The sequence below is a fragment of the Kitasatospora phosalacinea genome, assembly GCF_030268885.1.
GTDB classification, from domain to species: Bacteria; Actinomycetota; Actinomycetes; order Streptomycetales; family Streptomycetaceae; genus Kitasatospora; species Kitasatospora phosalacinea_C.
Map to the genome: position 1 here is coordinate 222,643 of NZ_BSSA01000005.1, position 22,302 is coordinate 244,944.

A 22,302-nucleotide genomic window follows, 5' to 3' on the forward strand; every position below is an offset into this window, starting at 1 on the left:
ATCAGCCTAGTTACCGAAGAGAACCACGACGGAAGGCTGTGACCGGAATGATCCTGGTGACGGGAGCGAACGGGAACCTCGGCTCGGCGACCCTCGCCGCCCTGCGGGCCCGCGGCGCCACGGCGACGGGAGGCAGCCGCACCCCGGGCGAGGGGACGCGCCGCCTCGACTTCGACGACCCCGCGAGCCTCGACCTCACCGGGGTCACCACCCTGGTGCTGGTCTCCGCGGGCTACGCCGAGGACGACCGGGTGATCGCCCGGCACGCGGCCGTCCTGGACGCGGCCGCCCGCGACGGCGTCGGCCACGTCGTCTACACCAGCCTCACCACCGCCGGGGACCACCTCGCCTTCGCCGCCGCCCACCGCGCCACCGAACGCCTGCTGCGCACCGGCCCGCTGCCCTGGACGATCCTGCGCAACGGCCTGTACGCCGAACTCTTCGGCGCCCTGCTGACCTGGACCGGTGACGGCCTGGAGTCCCCGTTCGGCGACGGCGCCCTGGCCGCCGTCGCCCGGGCGGACCTCGCCGACGCCGCGGCGGCCGTCGCCGCCGACCCGGCCCCGCACCGCGGCCGGACCCTCGACCTGGTCGGCCCGCCCGTCACGGCCGACCGGGTCGCCGAGCGGCTCGGCGTCCCGCACCGCACCATCGGTCTGGACGAGTACCGCCGCCGCCTCGACCGGACCCCCGGGCTCCTCCCGTTCCAGCCGCCCATGATGGCCTCGATCGCCACCGGCATCCGGCACGGCTTCCTCGCCGACACCACCCCCGACCTCACCGACCTCCTCGGCCGCCCCGCCCGCGACCCCCTGGCCGTCGCCGCCACCGCCGCAGCCGCCACCCGCCCGACGGCCCCGGCGGCCTGACCGCTCCGGGAACGGCAACCCGCCCCACTGACCCGCCCGCCCGCGCTACGCGACGTCCGGGCGGGTCAGCAGCGGTGAGCGCAGGTGCAGCTCCAGCCGGGGGCCGGTCAGCGGCGGGGTGCTCCACCGCGCCGTCGCCGTGCCCGCGGCCGGGTCGACGGTCAGGCGGACGCGGTGCGGGGTGGTGATCACCCGGAGGTCGGCGAGGAAGCGGCCGTCCCGCCAGGCCCCGGCGGCGACGACCGGGCGGCCGAGCGGGGCGCTCTCGCGCCAACTGCCGTGGCCCACCTCCAGGTCGAGGACGGCCCCGGTGTCGGGGAGCGGCCCGAGCCGGACCCGCCAGCCGCCGTCGACCGGTTCGACGGCCACCGCCGTCCCGGGCGGTAGCGCCGCCCCCTCGGCGGAGGCGTCCAGCTCCGCGCGGGCCGCCCGTCCCGGCTCGGCCGTGCCCGCGGGCAGCGGCAGCGAGAGCCCCCGCAGCCGCTCGGCCAGCACGGCGTCGTCCACGGTGCCCTCCCCGGCGCCGTGCTCGGTGCCGTCCGGGAGCGGCTCCAGGCCGGGCAGCAGGCACTCCCACAGGGCGTCGAACACCGCCTGGGACGCGCCCTCCGCGGTCACCGCCACCACCAGGTCGTGCGCGGGCACCACCACGCACTGCTGCCCGTACGCGCCGTTCGCGTGGTATCCGTGCCGGGACAGCCAGAACTGGTAGCCGTAGCCGCAGGAGAAGTCCGGGTCGTCCGCACCCGCGAGGAACGACACCGAGGCGACGTGCCGCCGCGTCGCGAGCTCGACCCACTCGCGCGGGACGAGCTGCCGCTCGCCCCAGCGCCCGCCGCGCAGCAGCAGTTCGCCGAACGCGGCCAGCGCCTCGGTGGTCAGGTGCAGCCCGTGGAAGCCGAACGCGGCGCCGCCGCGCACCCGGTCCCACTCGGCGTGGTCGATGCCCATCGGCCCGAACAGGCGCTCGTCGAGGAACTCCGGCAGGCCCCGGCCGGTGACCCGTTCCACGATCCGGGCCAGCAGGAAGGTGGTCGAGTTGTCGTAGACGTGCCGCGTCCCCTCGGGGGCGTCGAACGGCAGGCCGAGGAAGCCCCGCACCAGGTCGTCGGGCTCCCGCCGCCAGGCTTCCTCCAGGCTGTCCACGGCGTGCCCGGCGGTCATCGTCAGCAGGTGGTGGACGGTGATCCGGCGGGCCTGCCCGGGGGCGTCGGCCGGGACGTGCTCCGGCAGCAGGTCGACCACCCGGTCCTTCGGCGACAGCAGGCCGTCGGCGACCGCCAGCCCCACCGCCACCGAGGTGAACGACTTCGTCAACGAGTAGAGCAGGTGCGGGCGTTCGGCCGAGTACGGCGCCCACCAGCCCTCCGCCACGACCTGCCCGCGGCGCACCACCAGCAGCGAGTGGCACTCGACCGGCAGCTCCTCCAGCCGGTCCAGCAGCGCCCCCACCGCCCGGGCCGACACTCCGACGGCGGACGGCGCCGAACGCGGCAACCGGAGACGTTGAGCGGACATTCCGAACTCCCCCACGGGTACGGGCCCCTGGACGCGGGGCGGGCCGACCCGCGCATGCTACGGACGACCCGGACCGGACTCCACGGCTTTTCCCGCCGCCACGACCCTCTCGGGCGCCACGGCCGTCCGGGCCCCGGACCCCGGCGCCACGGCCGTCAGTCCGGCTTCCGGGCCCGGCTCGGCTGCACCCGGGACGGCTCGCCCGGCATCTTCGGGAAGTCCGGCGGGTAGGGCAGGTCGCCCGCGCCCTGGTGCGCGTACAGCTCCAGCACCCGCTCCAGCGAGGCCGGGTGCGCCCCGAACCCGGCGTGCACGTCGCCGAGTTCGGCGAACCGCTCGGGCAGGGTGCGCAGCGTGAAGTCGGCGGGGGAGACCCGCTCCAGCTCCTCCCAGCGCAGCGGGGCGGAGGCGGTGGCCTGCGGGCGGGCGCGCAGCGAGTAGGGGGAGGCGATGGTGCGGTCGCGGGCCATCTGGTTGTAGTCGACGAAGATCCGCGCGCCGCGCTCCTCCTTCCACCAGGCGGTGGTGACCTCGCCGCCGGAGCGGTGCTCCAGCTCGCGGCCGAGCGCGATCACGGCGTGCCGGCACTCGGTGAACGTCCAGCGCGGCTCGATCGGCACGTACACGTGCAGGCCCCGGCCGCCGGAGGTCTTCGGCCAGCCGGTCAGCCCGAACTCCTCCAGCAGCGGCCGCAGTTGCAGCGCGGCGCGGACGGCGTCGGAGAAGTCGGTGCCGGGCTGCGGGTCGAGGTCGATGCGCAGCTCGTCGGGGTGCTCGGTGTCCGCGCGGCGCACCGGCCAGGGGTGGAAGGTCAGGCAGCCCAGGTTCGCCGCCCACAGCACGGCCGCCTCCTCGGTCGGGCAGACCTCGTCCGCGGTGCGCCCGGAGGGGAAGGCGATCCGCGCGGTCGGCAGCCAGTCCGGGACGTTCTTCGGCGCCCGCTTCTGGTAGAAGAACTCGCCGTCCACGCCGTCCGGGAAGCGCTGCAGCGTGGTCGGCCGCTCGCGCAGCCCGCGCAGCACCCCCGGCGCGAGGGCCAGGTAGTACTCGGCGACGTCCCGCTTGGTGTACCCGGGCTCCGGGTAGTAGACCTTGTCCGGGTTCGACAGCCGCACCGTCCGGCCGCCGACCTCCAGTTCCACCGCTGTTCCAGCCATGCCCCCACGCTAGGCGCGCCGCTTCCGGGCCCGCCCCCTCCGACACGCCGGAGCGGCCCGACACGCCGCCCCCGTCCGTCCCGGCGGGCCACCATCGGAGGCATGCAGCTCCCCGTGATGCCCCCGGTGCCCCCGATGCTGGCCAAGGCCGTCGCCGCGATCCCGCCCGGCATGCAGTACGAGGCCAAGTGGGACGGCTTCCGGGCGATCGTGTTCCGTGACGGCGACGAGGTCGAACTCGGCTCCCGCACCGGCAAACCGCTGACCAGGTACTTCCCCGAGGTGGTCGAGGCCGTCCGGGCCCGGCTGCCCGAGCGCTGCGTGGTGGACACCGAGATCGTCGTCGCGCACGACGGGCGGCTGCACTTCGAGGAGCTGCTGGAGCGCATCCACCCCGCCGCCTCCCGGGTCCGCACCCTGGCCGGGCGCACCCCGGCCACCCTGGTCGCCTTCGACCTGCTCGCGCTGGACGACGACGACCTGACCGCCCGCCCGCTGGTCGAACGCCGGGCCGAACTCGCCCGGTTGCTGGCCGGTGCCGCCCCGCCCGTCCACCTCGCCCCCGCCACCACCGACCTGGACACCGCCCGCGACTGGTTCTCCCGCTTCGAGGGCGCCGGGCTGGACGGGGTGGTCGCCAAGCCGCTCGACGCCCCGTACCGGCCCGGCGAGCGCAGCCTCTTCAAGGTCAAGCACGTGCGCACCGCCGACTGCGTGGTGGCGGGCTACCGCGAGCACAAGTCGGGGCCGGTGGTCGGCTCGCTGCTGCTCGGCCTGTACGACGACGGCGGCCGCCTGCAGCACGTCGGGGTCAGCGCCTCGTTCCCGATGGCCCGGCGGGCCGAACTCGCCGCCGAACTCGCCCCGTTGCGCCTGGACCCGGCCCGGCTCGGCGACCACCCGTGGGCGCACTGGGAGGAGGAGCAGGCCCAGGCGGCCGACCGGCTGCCCGGCGCGGTCAGCCGCTGGACCGGGCACAAGGACCTGTCCTGGGTGCCGCTGCGCCCCGAGCGGGTCGCCGAGGTCGGCTACGACCACATGGAGGGCACCCGGTTCCGGCACACCACGCAGTTCAAGCGCTGGCGGCCCGACCGCACCCCGGAGAGCTGCACGTACGCGCAGCTGGAGGAGCCGGTCTCCTACGACCTGGGCGCGCTGCTGTCCTGAGCCGGGGGCGCGACCTGCCCGATCAGCACCGCGAACCCGTCCAGCAGGCGCTGCAGGCCGAACTCGAAGAGCTGGTCGAGGTCGAAGTCGTAGCCCTCCAGGGTGAGCCGCAGGAAGGTCGGGTGGGCGGCCACCAGCTCCATGAACACGTCCTCCTGCTGGTCCATCCACTCCTCGGCGTCCTGCCCGGTGGCGGCCTCCGCGGTGGCCTCCATCTCCAGGTTGAGCGCGGTGCCCCGGACGTAGGTGAACAGCGTCAGGTAGGCGGTGAGCAGGTCCTGCACCTGCAGGCCCTCGGCGGCCAGGGCGGAGAGCACCCACTCGCCGAACGGCAGCGCGTTGGCCACCGGCTGGGGGCGGGTCACCGACAGCGCGGACGCCAGCCAGGGGTGCGCCCGGAACAGGTCCCAGAGCAGGTGCGCGGCCAGCTCCAGCCGGGCGCGCCAGCCGAGGTCGCCCTGCGCGGGGGTGAAGGAGACGTCGGCGAAGACCAGGTCCATCATCCGGTGCAGCAGGCCGTCCTTGTCCGGGACGTGCCGGTACAGCGACATGGTGGCCACGTCCAGCTCGGCCGCCACCCGGCGCATCGACAGCGCCTCCAGGCCCTCGGCGTCGGCCACCGCGACCGCCGCCGCGACGATCCGCTCCGCCGTCAGCCCGCCCTCGGACGCGGGCCGCCGGGGCACCTGCCGCTCCCGGGGGCGGACCGGTGTCGGCTCCGGGCGCCCGGTGACCACCGTGCCGACGCCGGGGACGGCCCGCACCAGCCCCCGGCCGCGCAGCTCCGCCAGCACCTTGGTGGCCGTCGCCATCGCCACGTTCCACCGGCGGGTGATCTCCCGGGTGGACGGCACCCGGTCACCCGGGCGCAGTTCGCCGCGCTCGATCCGCCCCTGCAGTTCGGCCGCGATCTGCTCGTAGCGGTCCACCCGCCCCACCTCCGCACTAGTGCACCAGTGCGCGCCATCCTAGCGGCCACGTCGGCCGGGACATCGGCGTCCAGTCGCCCGTCCGCACTAGTGCACCAATCTCGCAAATCCCCGGCAAACCATTGCTCATCACAGTGCGTACGCCGTACGTTCGGTGTCATGGAGAACGCGACGAGCAACACCGACATCCTCGTCTCGGGCGGCGGCATCGCCGGGCCGGCCCTGGCGTACTGGCTACGCAGGGCGGGCTTCCGCCCCGTCGTGGTGGAACGCGCCCCCGGGCCCCGGCCCGGCGGCCAGGCCGTCGACCTGCGCGGCGCCGGGCGCACCGTCATCGCCCGGATGGGCCTGCTGGAACGGGCCGCCGAACTCGCCGTCGAGCAGCGCGGCATCGCCCTGGTCGACCGCCGCGGACGGCACACCGCCCGGCTGCCCACCGAACTCTTCGGCGGCGAGGGCATCGTCTCCGACCTGGAGATCCTCCGCGGCGACCTCGCCGACCTGCTGTACGAGGCCACCGCCGACGACGTCGAGTACCTCTTCGACGACACCCTCACCGCCCTGCACGAGGACGCCGACGGCGTGCACGCCACCTTCGAGAACGCCCCGCCCCGCCGCTTCGACCTGGTGGTCGGCGCCGACGGCCTGCACTCCGCCACCCGCCGCCTCGCCTTCGGCCCCGAGAGCGAGCACGTCGTCCCGCTCGGCGGCTGCACCGCCTGGTTCACCGCCCGCCTCGACCTCGACCTCGACGGCTGGTTCCTGATGTACAACGCCCCCGGCGGCCTGGTCGCGATGGCCCGCCCCGGCCGCCTGCCCGGCGAGACCAAGGTCGCCCTCAGCTTCCGCACCGCCCCGGCCGTCCCCGGCCGCCTCGACCGCGCCGCCCAACAGCGCCTGCTCACCGAGAAGTTCACCGGCGCGGGCTGGGAGAGCGACCGGCTGCTCGCCGCGATGGCCGACGCCGAGGACTTCCACTTCGAACACCTCGGCCAGGTCCGGCTCGACCACTACGCCCGCGGTCGCACCGCCCTGGTCGGCGACGCCGCCTGCTGCCCCACCCCCCTCACCGGCCTCGGCACCAGCCTCGCCCTGGTCGGCGCCCACCTCCTGGCTGGCGAACTCGCCACCGCCCGCGGCGACTTCACCACCGCCTACGCCGCCTACCAGCGCCGCATGCGCCCCTACGCCGCCCGGGCCCAGCAGCTCCCGCCCGGCGGCATGCGCGGCTACGCCCCCATCGGCGCCCCGATGATCGCCCTGCGCGCCGCCTCCATGCGCTGGATGACCCGCTGGCCGCTGCGCCGCCTCATGGAGACCCAGGCCGCCAAGGCCTCCGACGTCGAACTCCCGGACTACGAGCAGGAGTTCGCCTGAGAACCGGGCGCCCGCGGGCACGGGGACGGCCCCGGTCTCCGTGGGGTGAGAGCGGGGCCGTCGAGGTGGAGCGGCGCGTCAGCCGGTGAAGCCGGCCGTGATGGAGGTGAACTGCCAGTCGGACTGGGCGATGCCGGAGCAGGTCTCCTGCAGGCCGCCGCCCGCGCAGCCGCGGTCGCGGTTGACCGACCAGAACGCCAGGCGGGCGATGTGGTTGGTGTTGGCCCAGTCGCGGATCGCGGTCCAGTTGGCGATCGTGGTGGTCTCGTTGTTGTCGCTGAGACCGTTCATGCCGGAGATGCCCAGGTGGGAGTAGGCGGTGGCGTCGTCCCAGCCGTAGACCGACTTGAGCTTGTTCTTCAGGCCGTTGGCCGCGCTGACGGTGGCGGCGTACATGTCGGTCGACGCGTTGCCGAAGTCGAACGGCATGATGGTGAAGACGTCGATGTCCGCGCCGAGCGCCTTGGACTGCTCGATCAGGCGGTTGCCGGGCGCGGTCGGGCCGCTGGTGGCGGTGCCGAAGGTGACGATCGTCCGGATGCCCGGGTTCTTCTGCTTGACGATCTTCAGCGCGTTCAGGATGCGGTCCTGGACGGTGTAGTTCTCGAACTCGTCGGTGTTCTCGATGTCGATGTCGATGGCCTTCAGGCCGTAGGCGTCGATCACCTTCTGGTAGGCACCGGCCAGCGCGGTCGCGTCGGCGCAGTTCGGGCCGAGCTTGTTGCCCGACCAGCCGCCGAAGGACGGGACGACGTCGCCGCCCGCGGCGCGCACCGCGTTGATGGTCTGCTGGTCGACGCCGTTCAGCAGCGGCCGCTGGCTGTCCCAGGTCGGGTTGCAGCCGTTCTGCGCCAGCACGAACGCCAGGGTGAACCACTTGATGCCGGTCGCGTTCATCACGGTGGTCGCGGCCGGCGGGTTGCCCCAGCCGTTGTACAGGTACGGCGCGGCCTGCTTGAAGCCGCTCGGCGTGGTGGTCGGCGGCGTGGTCACCGCGAGGGAGTTGGACGCGGCGGAGGTGTTGCCCGCCGCGTCGCGGGCCTTGACGGTGAAGGTGTACGAGGTCGAGGCGGTCAGGCCGGTGACGGTCGCGCTGGTGCTGGTGACGGTGGTGGCCAGCGTCCCGTTGCGGTACACGTCGTAGCCGGTGACGGCGACGTTGTCGCTCGACGCGCCCCAGGACAGCGAGACCTGGGTGGCGGCCGTGGCGGTGGCGGTCAGCCCGCTCGGCGCGGTCGGCGCCTGCTGGTCGCCGCCCGCGGGCGTGGTCACCGCGAGGGAGTTGGACGCGGCGGAGGTGTTGCCCGCCGCGTCGTGCGCCTTGACGGTGAAGGTGTACGAGGTCGAGGCGGTCAGGCCGGTGACGGTCGCGCTGGTGCCGGTGACGGTGGTGACCAGCGTCCCGTTGCGGTACACGTCGTAGCCGGTGACGGCGACGTTGTCGCTCGACGCGCCCCAGGACAGCGAGACCTGGGTGGCGGCGGTCGCGGTGGCGGTCAGGCCGCTCGGCGCGGTCGGCGCCTGGGTGTCCGGCGTGCCGCCGCCGGGGCCGTCCAGGCTGACGTCGTCCGCGTAGTACGTGCCCTGACCGAACCAGCCGTTCAGGTACACCTCGGCGCTGGTCTGCGAGGCGCCGGTGGTGAAGCTGACCGTCAGCTGCTTCCAGTCGGACGCGGCGGGCGTCCAGGTCGAGGTGCCGCCGGTGACGCCGAGGTACACGTAGGTGCCGCGCACCCAACTCGACAGCGAGTACGTGGTGTTGGGCTGCACCGCGACGGTCTGGGTGCACTTGGCGTTGTCCGAGGCGCTGGCCGCACCGGCCAGCGCCTTGGTGCCGCCGTGGACGGGGGTCGAGACGACCGAGCCGAGGCCGCCGGAGCAGGTCCAGCCGCTCAGGGTGCCGGTCTCGAACCCGGGGTTGGTGAGGACGTTCGCGGCGCTCGCGCTGCTCGGAACGGCCGCGACGGCGGCCGTCGCCAGCAGCAGCGCGGCGGCGCCGACCGCGGTCGCGCGGCGGTTGGGGGCGTGCACGGGTACCTCCAGTGGGGGATGGGGGCGGAGGTGCGTAGGGAGCGCGCACAACAAAATGGACTGGACCAATTGGTTATGTCAAGGCTAGGTCAAAGCGCGGACGGTGCCCTGACTCTCCGTCACGGTCCCGCGCACCCCCTCCCCGGGCGGCCGGAGCGCTGCTCCGTCCGGGTGTCTTGCGGCACGCCGGAGCCGGACCCCGGGCCCAGCTCGGGCACGATCGTTCAGCCCAGCTGTGGCACCCGTTAAGAATTCCTCGATGGACCGCACCCACCGTGACCAGGCAGATTTCACCCTGCCCGGTCGGTGACCGCCGCACGCCGGGCCGCCCCACCGGCCCTGCCACCCCGCAGGGCCCGCCCCCGGACCCGCCGACCGGCAGGCCCGCCCGAACCCCGCGTCAGGAGCGCTCGCCGTGAAGGCACTCGTCAAGCTGAACGCCGAACCCGGACTCTGGATGACCGACGTCCCGGAACCGGAGATCGGCCCCGGCGACGTCCTGATCAAGGTCCTGCGCACCGGCATCTGCGGCACCGACCTGCACATCCGCACGTGGGACGGCTGGGCCCAGCAGACCGTCAAGACCCCGATGACCATCGGCCACGAGTTCGTCGGCGAGGTCGCCGCGGTCGGTGCCGCCGTCACCGACGTCGGCGTCGGCGACCTGGTCAGCGGCGAGGGCCACCTGGTCTGCGGCAAGTGCCGCAACTGCCTGGCCGGGCGCCGCCACCTGTGCCGCAACACCATCGGCCTGGGCGTCAACCGCGACGGCGCCTTCGCCGAGTACGTCGCGCTGCCCGCCTCCAACGTCTGGGTGCACCGGGTCCCCGTCGACCTCGACGTCGCCGCGATCTTCGACCCGTTCGGCAACGCCGTGCACACCGCGCTGTCCTTCCCGCTGGTCGGCGAGGACGTCCTGGTCACCGGCGCCGGACCGATCGGCATCATGGCCGCCGCCGTCGCCAAGCACGCCGGCGCCCGCAACGTCATGATCACCGACGTCTCCCCGTACCGCCTCGACCTCGCCCGCGAGCTCGGCGTCACCCTCGCCCTCGACGTCTCGCAGCACACCATCGCCGACGGCCAGCACCAGCTCGGCCTGCGCGAGGGCTTCGACGTCGGCCTGGAGATGTCCGGCCGCCCCGAGGCCATGCAGTCGATGATCGCCAACATGACGCACGGCGGGAAGATCGCGATGCTCGGCCTGCCCGCCGAGGACTTCCCGGTCGACTGGGCCCACGTGGTCACCTCGATGCTCACCATCAAGGGCATCTACGGCCGCGAGATGTTCGAGACCTGGTACGCGATGTCCGTGCTGCTGGAGGGCGGACTCGACCTCACCCCGGTGATCACCGGCCGGCACGCCGCCCGGGACTTCGAGGCCGCCTTCGACGAGGCCGCCGGGGGCAACTGCGGCAAGGTCATCCTCGACTGGACGACGCTGTAGGCGCACCCACCGCACACCCGCCGACCACTCGTTAGGAGCGACACCCCCGTGTTCGAGAACGTCCGCGACGACCTCGCCGCCACCCTCGCCGAGATCCGCGAAGCCGGCCTGTTCAAGCCGGAACGCGTCATCGGCACCCCGCAGTCCGCCGAGATCACCGTCACCTCCGGCAACGGCGGCCAGGTGCTCAACTTCTGCGCCAACAACTACCTCGGCCTCGCCGACCACCCCGCCGTGGTCGCCGCCGCCAAGGACGCCCTGGACCGCTGGGGCTACGGCATGGCGTCGGTCCGCTTCATCTGCGGCACCCAGGACGTCCACAAGGAGCTGGAGCGGCGCCTGTCCGAGTTCCTCGGCCAGGAGGACACCATCCTGTACTCCTCCTGCTTCGACGCCAACGGCGGCGTCTTCGAGACCCTCCTCGACGAGCGCGACGCCGTCATCTCCGACGCCCTCAACCACGCCTCCATCATCGACGGCATCCGCCTCTCCAAGGCCCGCCGCCACCGCTACGCCAACCGCGACCTCGCCGACCTGGAGAAGCAGCTCCAGGACACCCAGGACGCCCGCCGCCGCCTGATCGTCACCGACGGCGTGTTCTCCATGGACGGCTACATCGCCCCGCTGCGCGAGATCTGCGACCTCGCCGACCGCTACGACGCCATGGTCATGGTCGACGACTCGCACGCCGTCGGCTTCGTCGGCCCCACCGGCCGCGGCACCCCCGAACTGCACGGCGTCACGGACCGCGTCGACATCATCACCGGCACCCTCGGCAAGGCCCTCGGCGGCGCCTCCGGCGGCTACGTCGCCGCCCGCCGCGAGATCGTCGCGCTGCTGCGCCAGCGCTCCCGCCCCTACCTGTTCTCCAACTCGCTCGCCCCGGTGATCGCCGCCGCCTCGCTCACCGTGCTCGACCTGCTGGAGACCAGCGACGACCTGCGCGACCGGCTGCGCGCCAACACCGAGCTGTTCCGGACGCGGATGACCGAGGCCGGGTTCGAGATCCTGCCCGGCGAGCACGCCATCGCCCCCGTCATGGTCGGCGACGCCGCCAAGGCCGGGCGCCTGGCCGAACTGCTGCTGGAGCGCGGCGTCTACGTGATCGGCTTCTCCTACCCGGTGGTGCCGCACGGCGCCGCCCGGATCCGGGTCCAGCTCTCCGCCGCGCACAGCACCGAGGACGTCGAACGCGCCGTCGCCGCCTTCGTCGACGCCCGCGCCGCCCTGGACGCCTGACGCCCGGCCCACCCGACCAGGTGCGGGCACCCTCAACCGCGCCATCCCCGCGAGCCGCCCCGACCCCCCTGCACGGGCGGCCCGCCCGGCGCGGGGAGCCACCCCCGGCTCCCCGCGCCGTCCCTCGTCCCCGCAGAGCGGTCCGCGAGCGCCCCGTCGCCCGCCACCCGCGCCGCCCGGCCCCACCGTCCCGGCCCCACCGGCCCGGATGCCTCGACCCGACCGACCCGGCCCCGGCCACCCGGCGTCCCGACCGGCCCCGCCGCGCTGGCAGAATTGACCCCGTGATCGACGCACGACGGCTGCGGACCCTCCGGGCCGTGGCCGACCACCGGACGGTGACCGCCGCGGCGGCCGCGCTCTACCTCACCCCCTCCGCGGTCTCCCAGCAGCTCGCCGCCCTCGAACAGGAGACCGGCCACACCCTGCTGGTCCGCGACGGCCGCGGCGTCCGCCTCACCGCCGCCGGGGAGATCCTGCTCACCCACGCCGACGCCGTCCTCGCCCAGCTCGAACGGGCCGAGGCCGACCTCGCCGCCTACGCCTCCGGCGCGGCCGGGGAGGTCACCGTCGCCTCCTTCGCCACCGGCATCGCCCTCGTCCTGGCCCCCGCCGTCGCCGCCCTCGCCGAGGCCGCCCCCGACCTGCGGGTCCGCGTCCTGGACGCGGAGGGCGACGCCAGCCTGCCGATGCTCCTCGACGGCCGCGCCGACATCGCCGTCGCCGTCGAGTACCGCGGCGCCCCGCGCCCCGACGACCGCCGCCTCACCCGCCTGCCGCTGTACGCCGAGCCCTTCGACGCCGTCCTCCCGCTGCACCACCCGCTGGCGGACCGCCCCGGCCCGGTCGCCGTCGCCGACCTCGCCGCCGAACCCTGGATCGGCCCCTACCCCGGCAACCCCTGCCACGACGTCGTCCTGCTCGCCTGCGAGCACGCGGGCTTCCAGCCGCGCCTCGTCCACTCCTCCGACGACTTCCGCGCCGTCACCGCCCTGGCCTCCGCCGGAGCGGGCGTCGCCCTCGTGCCGCGCTCCGCGCTCCGCGACACCGAGCGCACCGCCGTCGCCGTCCGCCCCGTCGACAGCCCCCTCGCCACCCGCCGGGTCTTCGCCGCCACCCGCGCGGGCGCCGAACTCCACCCGCTGATCAGCCCCGTGCTGGCCACCCTCGCCCGCACGGCGGCCCACCTCGACCACCCGGCCTGAGCGCCGAGCGTCGGCCGCCGACCGCGCCCTCAGCGGACCTTCGCGGCCGCTCCGGGCCGGGGCGCGCCGTCCACCGCCGTGCAGATGCCGAACACCCGGTCGTGGCCCGTCCAGCCGTTGACGCGGCCCCGGTTGTTGCTGATCTGCACCCGCCGCCGGGCCGGGTCCAGCGCCGAGACCAGGTGCAGGTGAACCGTGCCGGAGACCCGGGCCAGCACGATGTCGCCCACGGCCAGCCGCTCCGGGTCGACCGGCACGACCGAGACCAGCTGGCGGCTGTGGATCAGCGGCACCATCGAGGAGCCCGTCGGGCGGAACTCCACCGCGGCCCCGGCGGCCACCCGGGCCGCCACTGCATCGAGCATTCCCATCGCGCGATCGTGGCAGGACCGCGCCGCCCGGCTCCACGGGTTTTCCGGCCGTCCGTGCTGACGGCGCCTCAAGGAGCCCACCGCGCCGGGTAATTCGGTCGACCGCAGCTGACCCCACCTGCTAGGTTCCGCCCACGAACCGAAACGGCCGGGAGGGGGCGCCGGAGTGGAGCAGGAGCAGGCGCGGGAAGAGGAGCGGCAGGCCGCCGACCGCCCGGTCGGGCAGCGGGCCCGGCGGCGGGCCGTGCTGGTCGCGCGGATCAGGGCGGCGAACGCGGAGACGCTGGAGAGGCTGGCCGAGCTGTGAGCGGGCGCGTCGACGAGCAGCCGGAGCACCGGAACGGCCCGGACCACCCGGACTACCTGGACGAGGAGGACGTCGCCTACCTGCTGGGCGAGGTCGCGGTGGTGCGCGACCGCGCGCTGCTGCGCTCCGCGCTCGGCCGGCCACGGGCCTCGGCGTTCGGGGCGGACGCCTACCCGGGCGTGTGGGCCAAGGCGGTCGCGCTCGGCGAGTCCGTCATGCGCAACCACCCCATGACGGACCGCAACAAGCGCACCGGCTTCGAGTCGATGCTGCTGTTCCTCGACTACAACGGGCAGCCGTACGTCGACCCGCACCCGGACGACGCGGTGGCCTTCGTGCTGCGCCTGGCCCAGGGCGGCTACGCGGGCCGGTTCGAGGAGGCGGTGGCCGACTTCCGCCGGATCCTCGGCGCCTCCGGGCCCGGGGGCCGGGCCCGCGTTACGCGCCGGTAAAACTTGGCAAAGGATTGCCCTCCGGGCGGCGGCCCCGAGCTCGTGGTTCAACAGATTGTTGCAGCTCAACGGGCCAGTGGTCGCCGTCCGTTGCGCTAGGGTGACGTTCCGTTGCTGATGGAATTCGTCGATCACCGGAGTACGGTTCCGGAGCAATCGCCGGAGCCGACTCCCCGTTGGGCCGCACCGCACACCGGTGCGCTGCCCGGGGCACGTCGCGCCCGCCGCCCGGCGTTTCGACCGGATGCCCGGAAAGGACGAGTGGCTCCCGTGAACCTCTCCCCGCGCGAGATCGACAAGCTGTACGTCTACGTCGTCGCCGACCTGGCCCGCAGACGCCGCGACCGCGGCGTCAAGCTCAACTACAGCGAGGCCTGCGCGCTGATCAGCGAGGCGATCATGGAGGCCGCCCGGGACGGCCGCACCGTCGCCGAGTGCACCGAGATCGGCAAGCAGGCGGTCCGCGGCGAGGAGGTCATGCCGGGCGTGCGGGAGATGCTCCCGCTGCTCCAGGTCGAGGCCGCCTTCCTGGACGGGACGAAGCTCGTCTCCTGCCACGACCCGGTCGGCGCCTGAACCGTGACGCACCACCAGGACGCCCTCGTGGTACTGGCCGCGGGCCACGAGAGCGACGGCGGACGGGACTTCGCACCCCTGTTCGCCGCAGACCGGCCCGCCGCAGACCGGCCCGCCGCCAAACGGCCCGCCGCCCCGACCGCGGGTGCCGCGGTGCACGCCGTCGCCCCGGCGGGGCGGCCGCTCGCCGAGGCCGTCCGCTCGGCCCTGGCCGCGGCCGACGGGCGCCCGGTGTGCGTGGTGCCGATGACCCTGGGCCGGGACCGGCGGCTGGTCGCCGACACCGCCCGGACGCTGCGCTGGCTCGCCACCGGGGAGGGCCGCGGACGGCTCGCGCTGACCGCGCCGTTCGGCGCCGCCGAACACCTGACCGGCTGGCTGCGCGCCGCCGCCGGGGCCGCCCCGGACGTCCCGGACGGTGCGGTCCTGGTCACCGCCCCCGCGGCCGACCCGTTCGAGGACGCCGAACTGTTCCGGATCGCCCGGCTGGCCCGGCAGTTCGGCCGCCACCGCTGGGTGGAGGTCGCGCTCGACGGCGGCGACCCGGGCCCGGCCGAGGGTGCGGCCCGCTGCCGCCTGCTCGGCGCACGCACGGTCACGGCCGTCCCGGCCTCGTTCGGGCCCGCGCTGCGCACCCCCGTGCCCGGCGTCCGCGACGGCGGCCCGCTGCTGCGCCCGTCCGCCGTCGCCGGGGTGGTCGCGGCCCGGACGGCGGCGGCCCTGCACCTGCTCGGCCACGGCGAGGACGGCATCGCCGCGGGCCTGGACGCCGAGCACGGCCACGGCCACGCGCACAGCCACCCGCACGGCCCGACGCACGTCCACGCGCACCCGCACCAGCACGCGCACGCGCACTGACCCCCCGCACCCGGCAGAGAGGAAGGGCCGCCATGTCCGCTGGCGCCGCGTACCTGTACGGCGACGACCCGGTGGAGATCAACGCCGGCCGCGCCAGAGTCACCGTCACGGTCAGCAACACGGGCGACCGGGCGATCCAGGTCGGCTCGCACTACCACTTCTTCGAGGCCAACCGGGCCCTCGACTTCGACCGCGCCGCGGCCTTCGGCACCCACCTGGACATCCCGTCCGGCACCGCCGTCCGGTTCGAGCCGGGCGACACCAGGGAGGTCGTGCTGACCGAGTTCGGCGGCCACCGCCGCCTGGTCGGCTTCGCGAACCTGACGGACGGCGGCGTCACCGCCCCCGCCACCCGCGAGCGGGCGCTGCGGCGCGCCGCCGGGCTGGGCTTCCACGGCTCCACCACCCCCGACCCCAGGCACCAGGAAGGCGAGCGCTGATGGCCCTGCTCTCCCGCAAGCAGTACACCGACCTGTTCGGCCCGACCGTCGGCGACCGCTTCCACCTCGCCGACACCAACCTGGTGGTCGAGGTCGAGAAGGACCACAACCAGGGCCACTACGGCGACGAGGCCGTGTACGGCGGCGGCAAGGCGATCCGCGACGGCATGGCGCAGGACCCGGCGGCGACCTCCCTGCAGGGCGCGCTCGACCTGGTGATCACCAACGTGGTGGTGATGGACGCGGTGCTCGGCGTGGTCAAGGGCGACATCGGCGTCAAGGACGGCCTGATCGTCGCCGTCGGCAAGGCGGGCAACCCGCACACCCAGAGCGGCGTCCACCCGCGGCTGGTGATCGGCCCCGGCACCGAGGTGATCTCCGGCGAGCACCTGATCGCCACCGCGGGCGGCATCGACACGCACATCCACTTCATCGCCCCGCAGCAGGTGCAGGAGGCGCTGAGCAACGGCATCACCACCCTGATCGGCGGCGGCACCGGCCCCTCCGACGGCACCAACGGCACCACCTGCACCCCCGGCCCGTGGAACATCCACCGGATGTACCAGGCCGTCGAGGACCTGCCGGTCAACGTCGGCCTGCTCGGCAAGGGCAACGGCGCGCTGCCCGGCGCGCTGCGCGAACAGGTCGAGGCGGGCGCCTGCGGCCTGAAGGTGCACGAGGACTGGGGCAGCACCCCGGCGTCCGTCGACAGCGCGCTGTCCGTCGCCGACGCGTACGACGTGCAGGTGGCGATCCACACCGACACCCTCAACGAGTCCGGCTACTTCGAGGACACCCTGTCCGCGATCGACGGCCGCACCATCCACACCTTCCACACCGAGGGCGCGGGCGGCGGCCACGCCCCCGACATCATGCGGATCGCGGGCGAGCCCAACGTGCTGCCCTCCTCCACCAACCCGACGCTGCCCTACACCGTCAACTCGGTCGACGAGCTGCTCGACATGGTGATGGTCTGCCACCACCTCAGCCACAGCGTCCCCGAGGACGTCTCCTTCGCCGACTCCCGGGTCCGGGCCGAGACCATCGCCGCCGAGACGGTCCTGCACGACGAGGGCGTGATCTCGATCCTCTCCTCCGACTCGCAGGCGATGGGCCGGATCGGCGAGTCCTTCACCCGGGCCTTCCAGACCGCGCACCACTGCAAGGAGCAGCGCGGCAAGCTCGCGGGCGACAGCGAGCGCAACGACAACTTCCGGGTCCTGCGCTACCTCGCCAAGCTCACCCTCAACCCGGCGATCGCCTCCGGCACCGCCGACCACATCGGCTCGCTGGAGCCCGGCAAGCTCGCCGACATCGTGCTCTGGCCGATCCGCTCCTTCGCCGCCAAGCCCAAGATGGTGATCAAGGGCGGCATGATCGGCTGGGCGCTGATGGGCGACCCGAACGCCTCGCTGCCCACCACCCAACCCGTCTACTACCGGCCGATGTTCGGCCAGTACGGGCGGGCCCGGCAGGCCACCCGGGTGTCGTTCATGTCGCAGGCCGCCGTCGACCTCGGCGTCCCCGCCGAACTCGGCCTGCGCAGCACCGTGCTGCCGGTGCGCCGCTGCCGCTCGGTCGGCAAGCAGCACATGGTGCGCAACGACGCGCTGCCCAGGATCGAGGTCGACCCGGAGACCTACCGGGTCACCCTGGACGGCGAGGTGGCCACCATCGAACCGGCCCGCGAACTGCCGCTCAACCACCTCTTCTACCTTACGTGAGCGTCCTGTCCGGCGCCGAGGGTCCTACCGACGCCGAGGACCCTTCCGGCGCCGAGGGCCCTTCCGGCGCCGACGGGCTGGACGCGCTGCTGGTCTGCCTCCAGCTCACCGACTCCGCCTTCCCCAGCGGCTTCTACACCCTCTCGCACGGGTTGGAGGGCTACGCCCAGGCGAAGGCCGTCACCCCCGACACGCTGCCCGCGCTGCTCGCCGACCTGCTGCGGCACGGCGTCGGCCCGTCCGACGCCACCGCCCTGGTGCTGGCCCACCGGGCCGCCACCGCGGGGGAGTGGGAGCTGCTGGCCGAGACCGACCGGCGGCTGCACGCCACCCGGCTGAACCGCGAACTGCGGCTGGCCGCCACCCGCACCGGACGCCAACTCCTGGACATCGCACGGGAGTCGATCGGCGGCGAGGCGCTGGAGCGGTACGCCGCGCTGGTCGCGGCCAAGCGCGCCCCCGGCTGCCAGGCGGTGGCCGCCGGGGTCGCCCACGCGGCGGCCGGCGTCCCGGTCGAACAGGCCGTCACCAGCGACCTGTTCGCGTTCTGCAGCAGTTTCGTCGGCGCGGCCCTGCGGCTGCGGCTGACCGACCACCGCCGGGCCCAGGTCGTCCTGCGGGCCGCCGCCCCGGTCGTCCGGGAGACGGTGGCCGCCGCCCTGGTCCGGGAGTTGGCGGACCTCGGCGGCTGCGTGCCGGTCGCCGACGCGATGTCCGGGCGGCACGAACGGGCCGAGGCCCGACTGTTCATGAGCTGAAACACCGTACGGAGGAGGAGAGTTGACCGAGAACGTGCTCCGCGTCGGCATCGGCGGGCCGGTGGGCTCCGGCAAGACCGCGCTGATCGAGGCGCTGGTGCCGGAGCTGATCGCCCGCGGCCACCGTCCCGCCGTGATCACCAACGACATCTACACCCAGGAGGACGCCCAGCACGTGCGCCGCGCCCTGGCCGGGGTCCTGGACCCGGAGCGGGTGGTCGGCGTGGAGACCGGCGCCTGCCCGCACACCGCCGTCCGCGACGACCCCACCATGAACCTGGCCGCCGGGGCCGAACTCCTGGAGCGCTTCCCGGAGATCGACACCCTGCTGTACGAGTCCGGCGGCGACAACCTCACCCTGACCTTCAGCCCGCTGCTGGCCGACGTGTTCGTGTTCGTGCTGGACACCGCCGAGGGCGAGAAGATGCCCCGCAAGCGCGGGCCCGGCATCACCGAGTCCGACCTGCTGGTCATCAACAAGATCGACATCGCCCGGTACGTGCGCACCGACCTCGCGGTGATGGAGGGCGACGCCCACCGCGTCCGCGAGGGCAGGCCGGTCGTCCTCACCAACTCGCTGGAGAGCACCGGCATCCCGGAACTCGCCGCCTTCCTCGGCGACCGCCGCGAGGCGCTGGTCCGCCCGTGACCCCCGCCCCGCCCGTGCCCCCCGCCCCGACCGTGACCCCCGCCCCGCCCGCGTCCGCTGCTCGGCCTGCGCCGCCCGCCCCGTCCCGGCTCGACCCGGCGCACTACGAACCGGCCCGCGTCCCGCCCGAGGTCCGGTGCCACGCGGGGACGCCCGACACCCTCCCGGCCGGGCGGCCCGGCAAGGTCGGCCTGCTGGAGCTGACCTTCGAACGGGTCGGCGGGCGCACCGAACTGACCGGCCACTACCAGAAGTCGCCGCTGCAGATCACCCGCCCGCTGTACTACGACCCGGCCCGCCCGGACCTCGCCGTCACCTTCCTGATGTCCACCGGCGGCGGCGTCCTGCAGGCCGACCGGCTCCGCACCGACCTGCACTGCGGCGCCGACACCGCCGTGCACCTCACCACCCAGGCCGCCACCAAGGTCCACCGGATGGAGCGCGACTACGCGACGCAGCTGGTCCACCTGACCGCCGGCCCGCGCGCCTACGTCGAGTACCTGCCCGAACCGGTCATCCCGTTCGCCGGCTCCCGCCTCTACCAGCGGACCGTCCTCACCGTCGACCCGTCCGCCACCGTGCTGGCCGGCGAGACCGTGCTGGCCGGCCGCCTCGCCCGGGGCGAGCGGCACGCCTACCGGGTGTTCGCCTCCGACCTGGAACTGCGCCGCCCCGACGGCGGGTTGCTGGCCCTGGACACCGTCCGCCTGGTGCCCGGGAACACCCCCGGTGGCGTCACCGGACCGGCCGTGCTGGCCGGGCACGACGTGATGTCCACCCTGTACGTGCTCAGCCCGCTCGCCCCCGCCGCCCGGATCGCCGACCTCCTGCACGGGGCCCTGACCGCGCTCGACGACCCCCGCCCGCTGCACGGCGTCTCCACCCTGCCCGGCGAGGTCGGCGCCTGGCTCCGCCTGCTCGCCCCCGACACCCGCTCCGCAGCGGCCGCCCTCCGCGCGGCCTGGGACGCCGTCCGCCGCGAACTGACCGGCACACCCGCGCCCGAACTGCGCAAGACCTAGTAGCCGGACGGCCCACCGCCCGCACCGACGCGAATCGGCCGATCCGACGGCGTTCGGACTGCTCAACGAACGTCCTGGCATATGCTGCCGGGTGGTCAGGGACGACCACCAACCACCCTCGCAGGAGTGCCCGATGAGCGACCACCGGACCGACCGCAGCACGACCCCGATCCCGATCGGCGTCGTCGGGCTGGGCGACATCGCGCAGAAGGCGTACCTGCCCGTCCTCACCGCCCAACCCGGCCTCGACCTGCGGCTGATGACCAGGGACCGGGCCAAGCTCGACCGGATCGGCGACGCGTACCGCCTCCCGTTCCGCACCACCGACCTCGGCGAGCTGATCGACTCCGGCATCCGCGCCGCCTTCGTCCACGCCGCCACCGACCAGCACGTCCCGATCGTCGAGGAGCTGCTCACCCGCGGCGTCGACGTGTACGTGGACAAGCCGCTCGCCTACGACCTCGACGGCGCCCGCCGCCTGGTCGCGCTCGCCGAGCACACCGGCCGCTCGCTGCTGGTCGGCTTCAACCGCCGCCACGCCCCCGGCTACCTGCTCGCCGCCGAGCGCCCGCGCGACCTGATCGTCCTGCAGAAGCACCGCGAGGGCCTGCCCGAGCGCGCCCGCACCCTGGTCTACGACGACTTCATCCACGTGGTCGACAGCCTGCGCTTCCTCGTCCCCGGCGAGATCGAGCACGTCGACGTCCGCTCCCGCACCCGCGACGGCCTGGTCGAGCACCTGGTCCTCACCCTGGCCGGGCGCGGCTTCACCGCCCTCGGCATCATGAACCGGGTCTCCGGCTCGACCGAGGAGGTCCTGGAGGTCTCCGGCGCCGACTCCAAGCGCGAGGTCCACAACCTCGCCGAGGTCGTCGACCACCGCGGCCAGCCCACGGTCCGCCGCCGCGGCGACTGGGTCCCGGTCGCCCGCCAGCGCGGCATCGAGCAGGTCGTCCTGCACTTCCTGGACGCCCTCCGCTCCGGCAAGACCCTCGACGCCGCCGACGCCCTGCGCACCCACGAGCTGTGCGAGCTGATCGTCGACCGCATCGAGGCCGGGACGGTCTGACGACCTGACGGCCGGGCCGTTGGCTGCCCGGCCAGGGGCGCTCGGCCGGGCGCCCCGTGGACGGAGCTATGCTGGTCGCCGTCCACCGCCCGGCCGGGACCCAGCCCCCGCCCGGCCCACCGCTCAGCGATCCGGGGAACACCGTGCCACCCACCTCCTCGGACCCCTCGCGGCCGCTACTCCGCCGCCGGGCGCTGCTGGGGGCGGCCGCCGGGGCGCTGCTGCTGGCCCTGGTGCCGGGCGTGCGCCACGGCGTGACCGCACTGGCCGGGCAGCAGGACGACGGGCCGTGGCTGACCGTGGCGACCTGGAACACCTGCGGGATCGACGCCTGGGGCTGCACCCCGTTCGGTGACGGCAAGGCCAAGGCCGACACCCTGGTCGCGCTCGCCGAACAGCACGGCGCCCGGGTCCTGCTGCTGCAGGAGGCGTGCGAGGGCGACGCCGAGGCCGCCCGGCAGCGCCTCGGCGCCGACTGGCACCTCGCCCTCCAGCCGTACGAGCAGCTCGACGCCACCGGAGCCCGCACCCCCGTCGACTGCGGCGCCGACCGCGGCCGCGCCGGGTACGGCGTCCTGGCCGCCGCCCCGCTGACCGGCACCACTCCGGTCGCCGCCCCGCAGCCCGCCACCGGACTGCAGCGCGGCGCGCTGTGCACCACCCCCGGGCACGGGCCGCGGATCTGCGCGGCCCACCTGTCGCTGCCGCCCGCCGACCGGAGCGACCGCGCGGCCGAGCTGCGCGACGACCAGCTGGCCGCGCTGCTGGCGGCCGCCGGGGACGGCGCGGTGCTCGGCGGCGACTTCAACGCCCGGCCGCCGGGGCCCGGCAACCGCGACTCGTGGATCTGGCCGACCGCCTACTACGACCGCGTCCAGGAGTGCGAGCAGCGCACCCCCGGAAGCCCGGGCCGCCCCGGGCCCACTCACGACAACGGCGAGAAGCTCGACTACCTGTTCACCGCGCTGCCCCGGCACGGCTGCCGGATCGTGGACACCGGAGCCTCCGACCACCGCGCGCTGCTGCTCACCGTCCCCGGCTCGCTGTGAGCACGGGCCGCCCGCGGCACCCGGCGAGCCCGCGGCACCCGGCGAGCCCGCGGCACCCGGCGAGTCCGCAGCGCCGAGCGGTACCGCC

The 22,302-nt window shown here is 74.6% G+C and carries 22 protein-coding genes; 17 read left to right on the forward strand and 5 right to left on the reverse strand.

What is annotated here, in order from left to right:
- Positions 1–47 precede the first annotated feature (47 nt).
- On the forward strand, positions 48–869 hold the full coding sequence (locus tag QSK52_RS10310) for an NAD(P)H-binding protein (protein WP_285735748.1): 822 nt from the start codon (positions 48–50) through the stop codon (positions 867–869).
- Positions 870–914: 45 nt separating this feature from the next.
- Here QSK52_RS10310 and QSK52_RS10315 read toward each other — a convergent pair whose 3' ends face one another.
- Together QSK52_RS10315 and ligD are read right to left on the reverse strand one after the other, a co-directional pair.
- Positions 915–2,387 (reverse strand): serine hydrolase domain-containing protein, encoded by a 1,473-nt coding sequence (locus QSK52_RS10315; protein ID WP_285735645.1) that lies wholly within the window; start codon positions 2,385–2,387, stop codon positions 915–917.
- Positions 2,388–2,542: 155 nt separating this feature from the next.
- Positions 2,543–3,544, reverse strand: coding sequence for a non-homologous end-joining DNA ligase (gene ligD, locus QSK52_RS10320; protein WP_285735646.1), 1,002 nt, complete (start codon positions 3,542–3,544; stop codon positions 2,543–2,545).
- Positions 3,545–3,646: 102 nt separating this feature from the next.
- On the opposite strand from ligD, the gene QSK52_RS10325 reads away from it, so the two are divergent.
- The gene (locus QSK52_RS10325; RefSeq protein WP_285735647.1) at positions 3,647–4,711 is read left to right on the forward strand and encodes an ATP-dependent DNA ligase; all 1,065 of its coding nucleotides are present in this window, start codon (positions 3,647–3,649) and stop codon (positions 4,709–4,711) included.
- Here the strand turns inward: QSK52_RS10325 and QSK52_RS10330 are convergent.
- The gene (locus QSK52_RS10330; RefSeq protein ID WP_285735648.1) at positions 4,684–5,640 is read right to left on the reverse strand and encodes a TetR/AcrR family transcriptional regulator; all 957 of its coding nucleotides are present in this window, start codon (positions 5,638–5,640) and stop codon (positions 4,684–4,686) included. The genes QSK52_RS10325 and QSK52_RS10330 overlap by 28 nt on opposite strands.
- 159 nt (positions 5,641–5,799) lie before the next feature.
- Between QSK52_RS10330 and QSK52_RS10335 the strand changes: the two genes are divergently transcribed.
- The gene (locus tag QSK52_RS10335) at positions 5,800–7,017 is read left to right on the forward strand and encodes an FAD-dependent monooxygenase (protein ID WP_285735649.1); all 1,218 of its coding nucleotides are present in this window, start codon (positions 5,800–5,802) and stop codon (positions 7,015–7,017) included.
- 78 nt (positions 7,018–7,095) lie between these two features.
- Here the strand turns inward: QSK52_RS10335 and QSK52_RS10340 are convergent, their stop codons facing one another.
- Positions 7,096–9,048 (reverse strand): fibronectin type III domain-containing protein, encoded by a 1,953-nt coding sequence (locus QSK52_RS10340; protein WP_285735650.1) that lies wholly within the window; start codon positions 9,046–9,048, stop codon positions 7,096–7,098.
- 415 nt (positions 9,049–9,463) lie between these two features.
- On the opposite strand from QSK52_RS10340, the gene tdh reads away from it, so the two are divergent.
- The 3 genes from tdh to QSK52_RS10355 all read left to right on the forward strand — a co-directional run bounded on the left by tdh (position 9,464) and on the right by QSK52_RS10355 (position 12,939).
- Positions 9,464–10,495, forward strand: coding sequence for an L-threonine 3-dehydrogenase (tdh, locus tag QSK52_RS10345; RefSeq protein ID WP_285735651.1), 1,032 nt, complete (start codon positions 9,464–9,466; stop codon positions 10,493–10,495).
- A gap of 48 nt (positions 10,496–10,543) precedes the next feature.
- A complete protein-coding gene (locus QSK52_RS10350; RefSeq protein ID WP_285735652.1) occupies positions 10,544–11,734 on the forward strand; it encodes a glycine C-acetyltransferase in 1,191 nt (396 codons plus the stop codon).
- Between the two features lie 284 nt (positions 11,735–12,018).
- On the forward strand, positions 12,019–12,939 hold the full coding sequence (locus tag QSK52_RS10355; protein ID WP_285735653.1) for a LysR family transcriptional regulator: 921 nt from the start codon (positions 12,019–12,021) through the stop codon (positions 12,937–12,939).
- Positions 12,940–12,968: 29 nt separating this feature from the next.
- On the opposite strand, the gene QSK52_RS10360 is transcribed toward QSK52_RS10355, so the two are convergent.
- The gene (locus QSK52_RS10360) at positions 12,969–13,310 is read right to left on the reverse strand and encodes a S26 family signal peptidase (RefSeq protein WP_285735654.1); all 342 of its coding nucleotides are present in this window, start codon (positions 13,308–13,310) and stop codon (positions 12,969–12,971) included.
- A gap of 166 nt (positions 13,311–13,476) precedes the next feature.
- Here QSK52_RS10360 and QSK52_RS10365 point away from each other — a divergent pair, with 166 nt between their 5' ends.
- The 11 genes from QSK52_RS10365 (at position 13,477) to QSK52_RS10415 (ending at position 22,214) form a co-directional block, all read left to right on the forward strand.
- Positions 13,477–13,617, forward strand: coding sequence for a hypothetical protein (locus tag QSK52_RS10365; protein ID WP_285735655.1), 141 nt, complete (start codon positions 13,477–13,479; stop codon positions 13,615–13,617).
- On the forward strand, positions 13,614–14,069 hold the full coding sequence (locus QSK52_RS10370; protein WP_285735656.1) for a type II toxin-antitoxin system death-on-curing family toxin: 456 nt from the start codon (positions 13,614–13,616) through the stop codon (positions 14,067–14,069). The genes QSK52_RS10365 and QSK52_RS10370 overlap by 4 nt, the downstream gene beginning before the upstream one ends.
- A gap of 270 nt (positions 14,070–14,339) precedes the next feature.
- Entirely contained in the window at positions 14,340–14,645 is a 306-nt protein-coding gene (locus QSK52_RS10375; RefSeq protein WP_285735657.1) for an urease subunit gamma, read from the forward strand.
- A 3-nt stretch (positions 14,646–14,648) separates the two neighbouring features.
- Positions 14,649–15,503 carry a sirohydrochlorin chelatase gene (locus QSK52_RS10380; protein ID WP_285735658.1) on the forward strand — a complete coding sequence of 285 codons (855 nt, stop codon included), beginning with the start codon at positions 14,649–14,651 and terminating at the stop codon, positions 15,501–15,503.
- A gap of 32 nt (positions 15,504–15,535) precedes the next feature.
- Positions 15,536–15,943, forward strand: coding sequence for an urease subunit beta (locus QSK52_RS10385; RefSeq protein WP_285735659.1), 408 nt, complete (start codon positions 15,536–15,538; stop codon positions 15,941–15,943).
- A complete protein-coding gene (gene ureC / locus QSK52_RS10390) occupies positions 15,943–17,667 on the forward strand; it encodes an urease subunit alpha (protein ID WP_285735660.1) in 1,725 nt (574 codons plus the stop codon). Before QSK52_RS10385 ends, ureC begins: the two co-directional genes overlap by 1 nt.
- The gene (locus tag QSK52_RS10395) at positions 17,664–18,425 is read left to right on the forward strand and encodes an urease accessory protein UreF (protein WP_435053212.1); all 762 of its coding nucleotides are present in this window, start codon (positions 17,664–17,666) and stop codon (positions 18,423–18,425) included. The genes ureC and QSK52_RS10395 overlap by 4 nt, the downstream gene beginning before the upstream one ends.
- A gap of 22 nt (positions 18,426–18,447) precedes the next feature.
- Positions 18,448–19,074: an urease accessory protein UreG gene (gene ureG, locus QSK52_RS10400; RefSeq protein WP_285735661.1), complete on the forward strand. Its 627-nt coding sequence runs from the start codon at positions 18,448–18,450 to the stop codon at positions 19,072–19,074.
- A 32-nt stretch (positions 19,075–19,106) separates the two neighbouring features.
- A complete protein-coding gene (locus QSK52_RS10405; protein WP_435053215.1) occupies positions 19,107–20,096 on the forward strand; it encodes an urease accessory protein UreD in 990 nt (329 codons plus the stop codon).
- A gap of 169 nt (positions 20,097–20,265) precedes the next feature.
- Complete coding sequence (locus QSK52_RS10410) at positions 20,266–21,165, forward strand: Gfo/Idh/MocA family protein (RefSeq protein WP_352230281.1); 900 nt, start codon at positions 20,266–20,268, stop codon at positions 21,163–21,165.
- A gap of 143 nt (positions 21,166–21,308) precedes the next feature.
- A complete protein-coding gene (locus QSK52_RS10415) occupies positions 21,309–22,214 on the forward strand; it encodes an endonuclease/exonuclease/phosphatase family protein (RefSeq protein WP_285735664.1) in 906 nt (301 codons plus the stop codon).
- The last annotated feature ends 88 nt before the right edge of the window (positions 22,215–22,302 follow it).

Coding starts and splice junctions, on each gene's coding strand:
- QSK52_RS10310 (WP_285735748.1), top strand. CDS start 48: ATGATCCTGGTGACGGGAGCGAACGGGAACCTCGGCTCGGCGACCCTC.
- QSK52_RS10315 (WP_285735645.1), bottom strand. CDS start 2,387: ATGTCCGCTCAACGTCTCCGGTTGCCGCGTTCGGCGCCGTCCGCCGTC.
- ligD (WP_285735646.1), bottom strand. CDS start 3,544: ATGGCTGGAACAGCGGTGGAACTGGAGGTCGGCGGCCGGACGGTGCGG.
- QSK52_RS10325 (WP_285735647.1), top strand. CDS start 3,647: ATGCAGCTCCCCGTGATGCCCCCGGTGCCCCCGATGCTGGCCAAGGCC.
- QSK52_RS10335 (WP_285735649.1), top strand. CDS start 5,800: ATGGAGAACGCGACGAGCAACACCGACATCCTCGTCTCGGGCGGCGGC.
- QSK52_RS10360 (WP_285735654.1), bottom strand. CDS start 13,310: ATGGGAATGCTCGATGCAGTGGCGGCCCGGGTGGCCGCCGGGGCCGCG.
- QSK52_RS10385 (WP_285735659.1), top strand. CDS start 15,536: ATGTCCGCTGGCGCCGCGTACCTGTACGGCGACGACCCGGTGGAGATC.
- ureC (WP_285735660.1), top strand. CDS start 15,943: ATGGCCCTGCTCTCCCGCAAGCAGTACACCGACCTGTTCGGCCCGACC.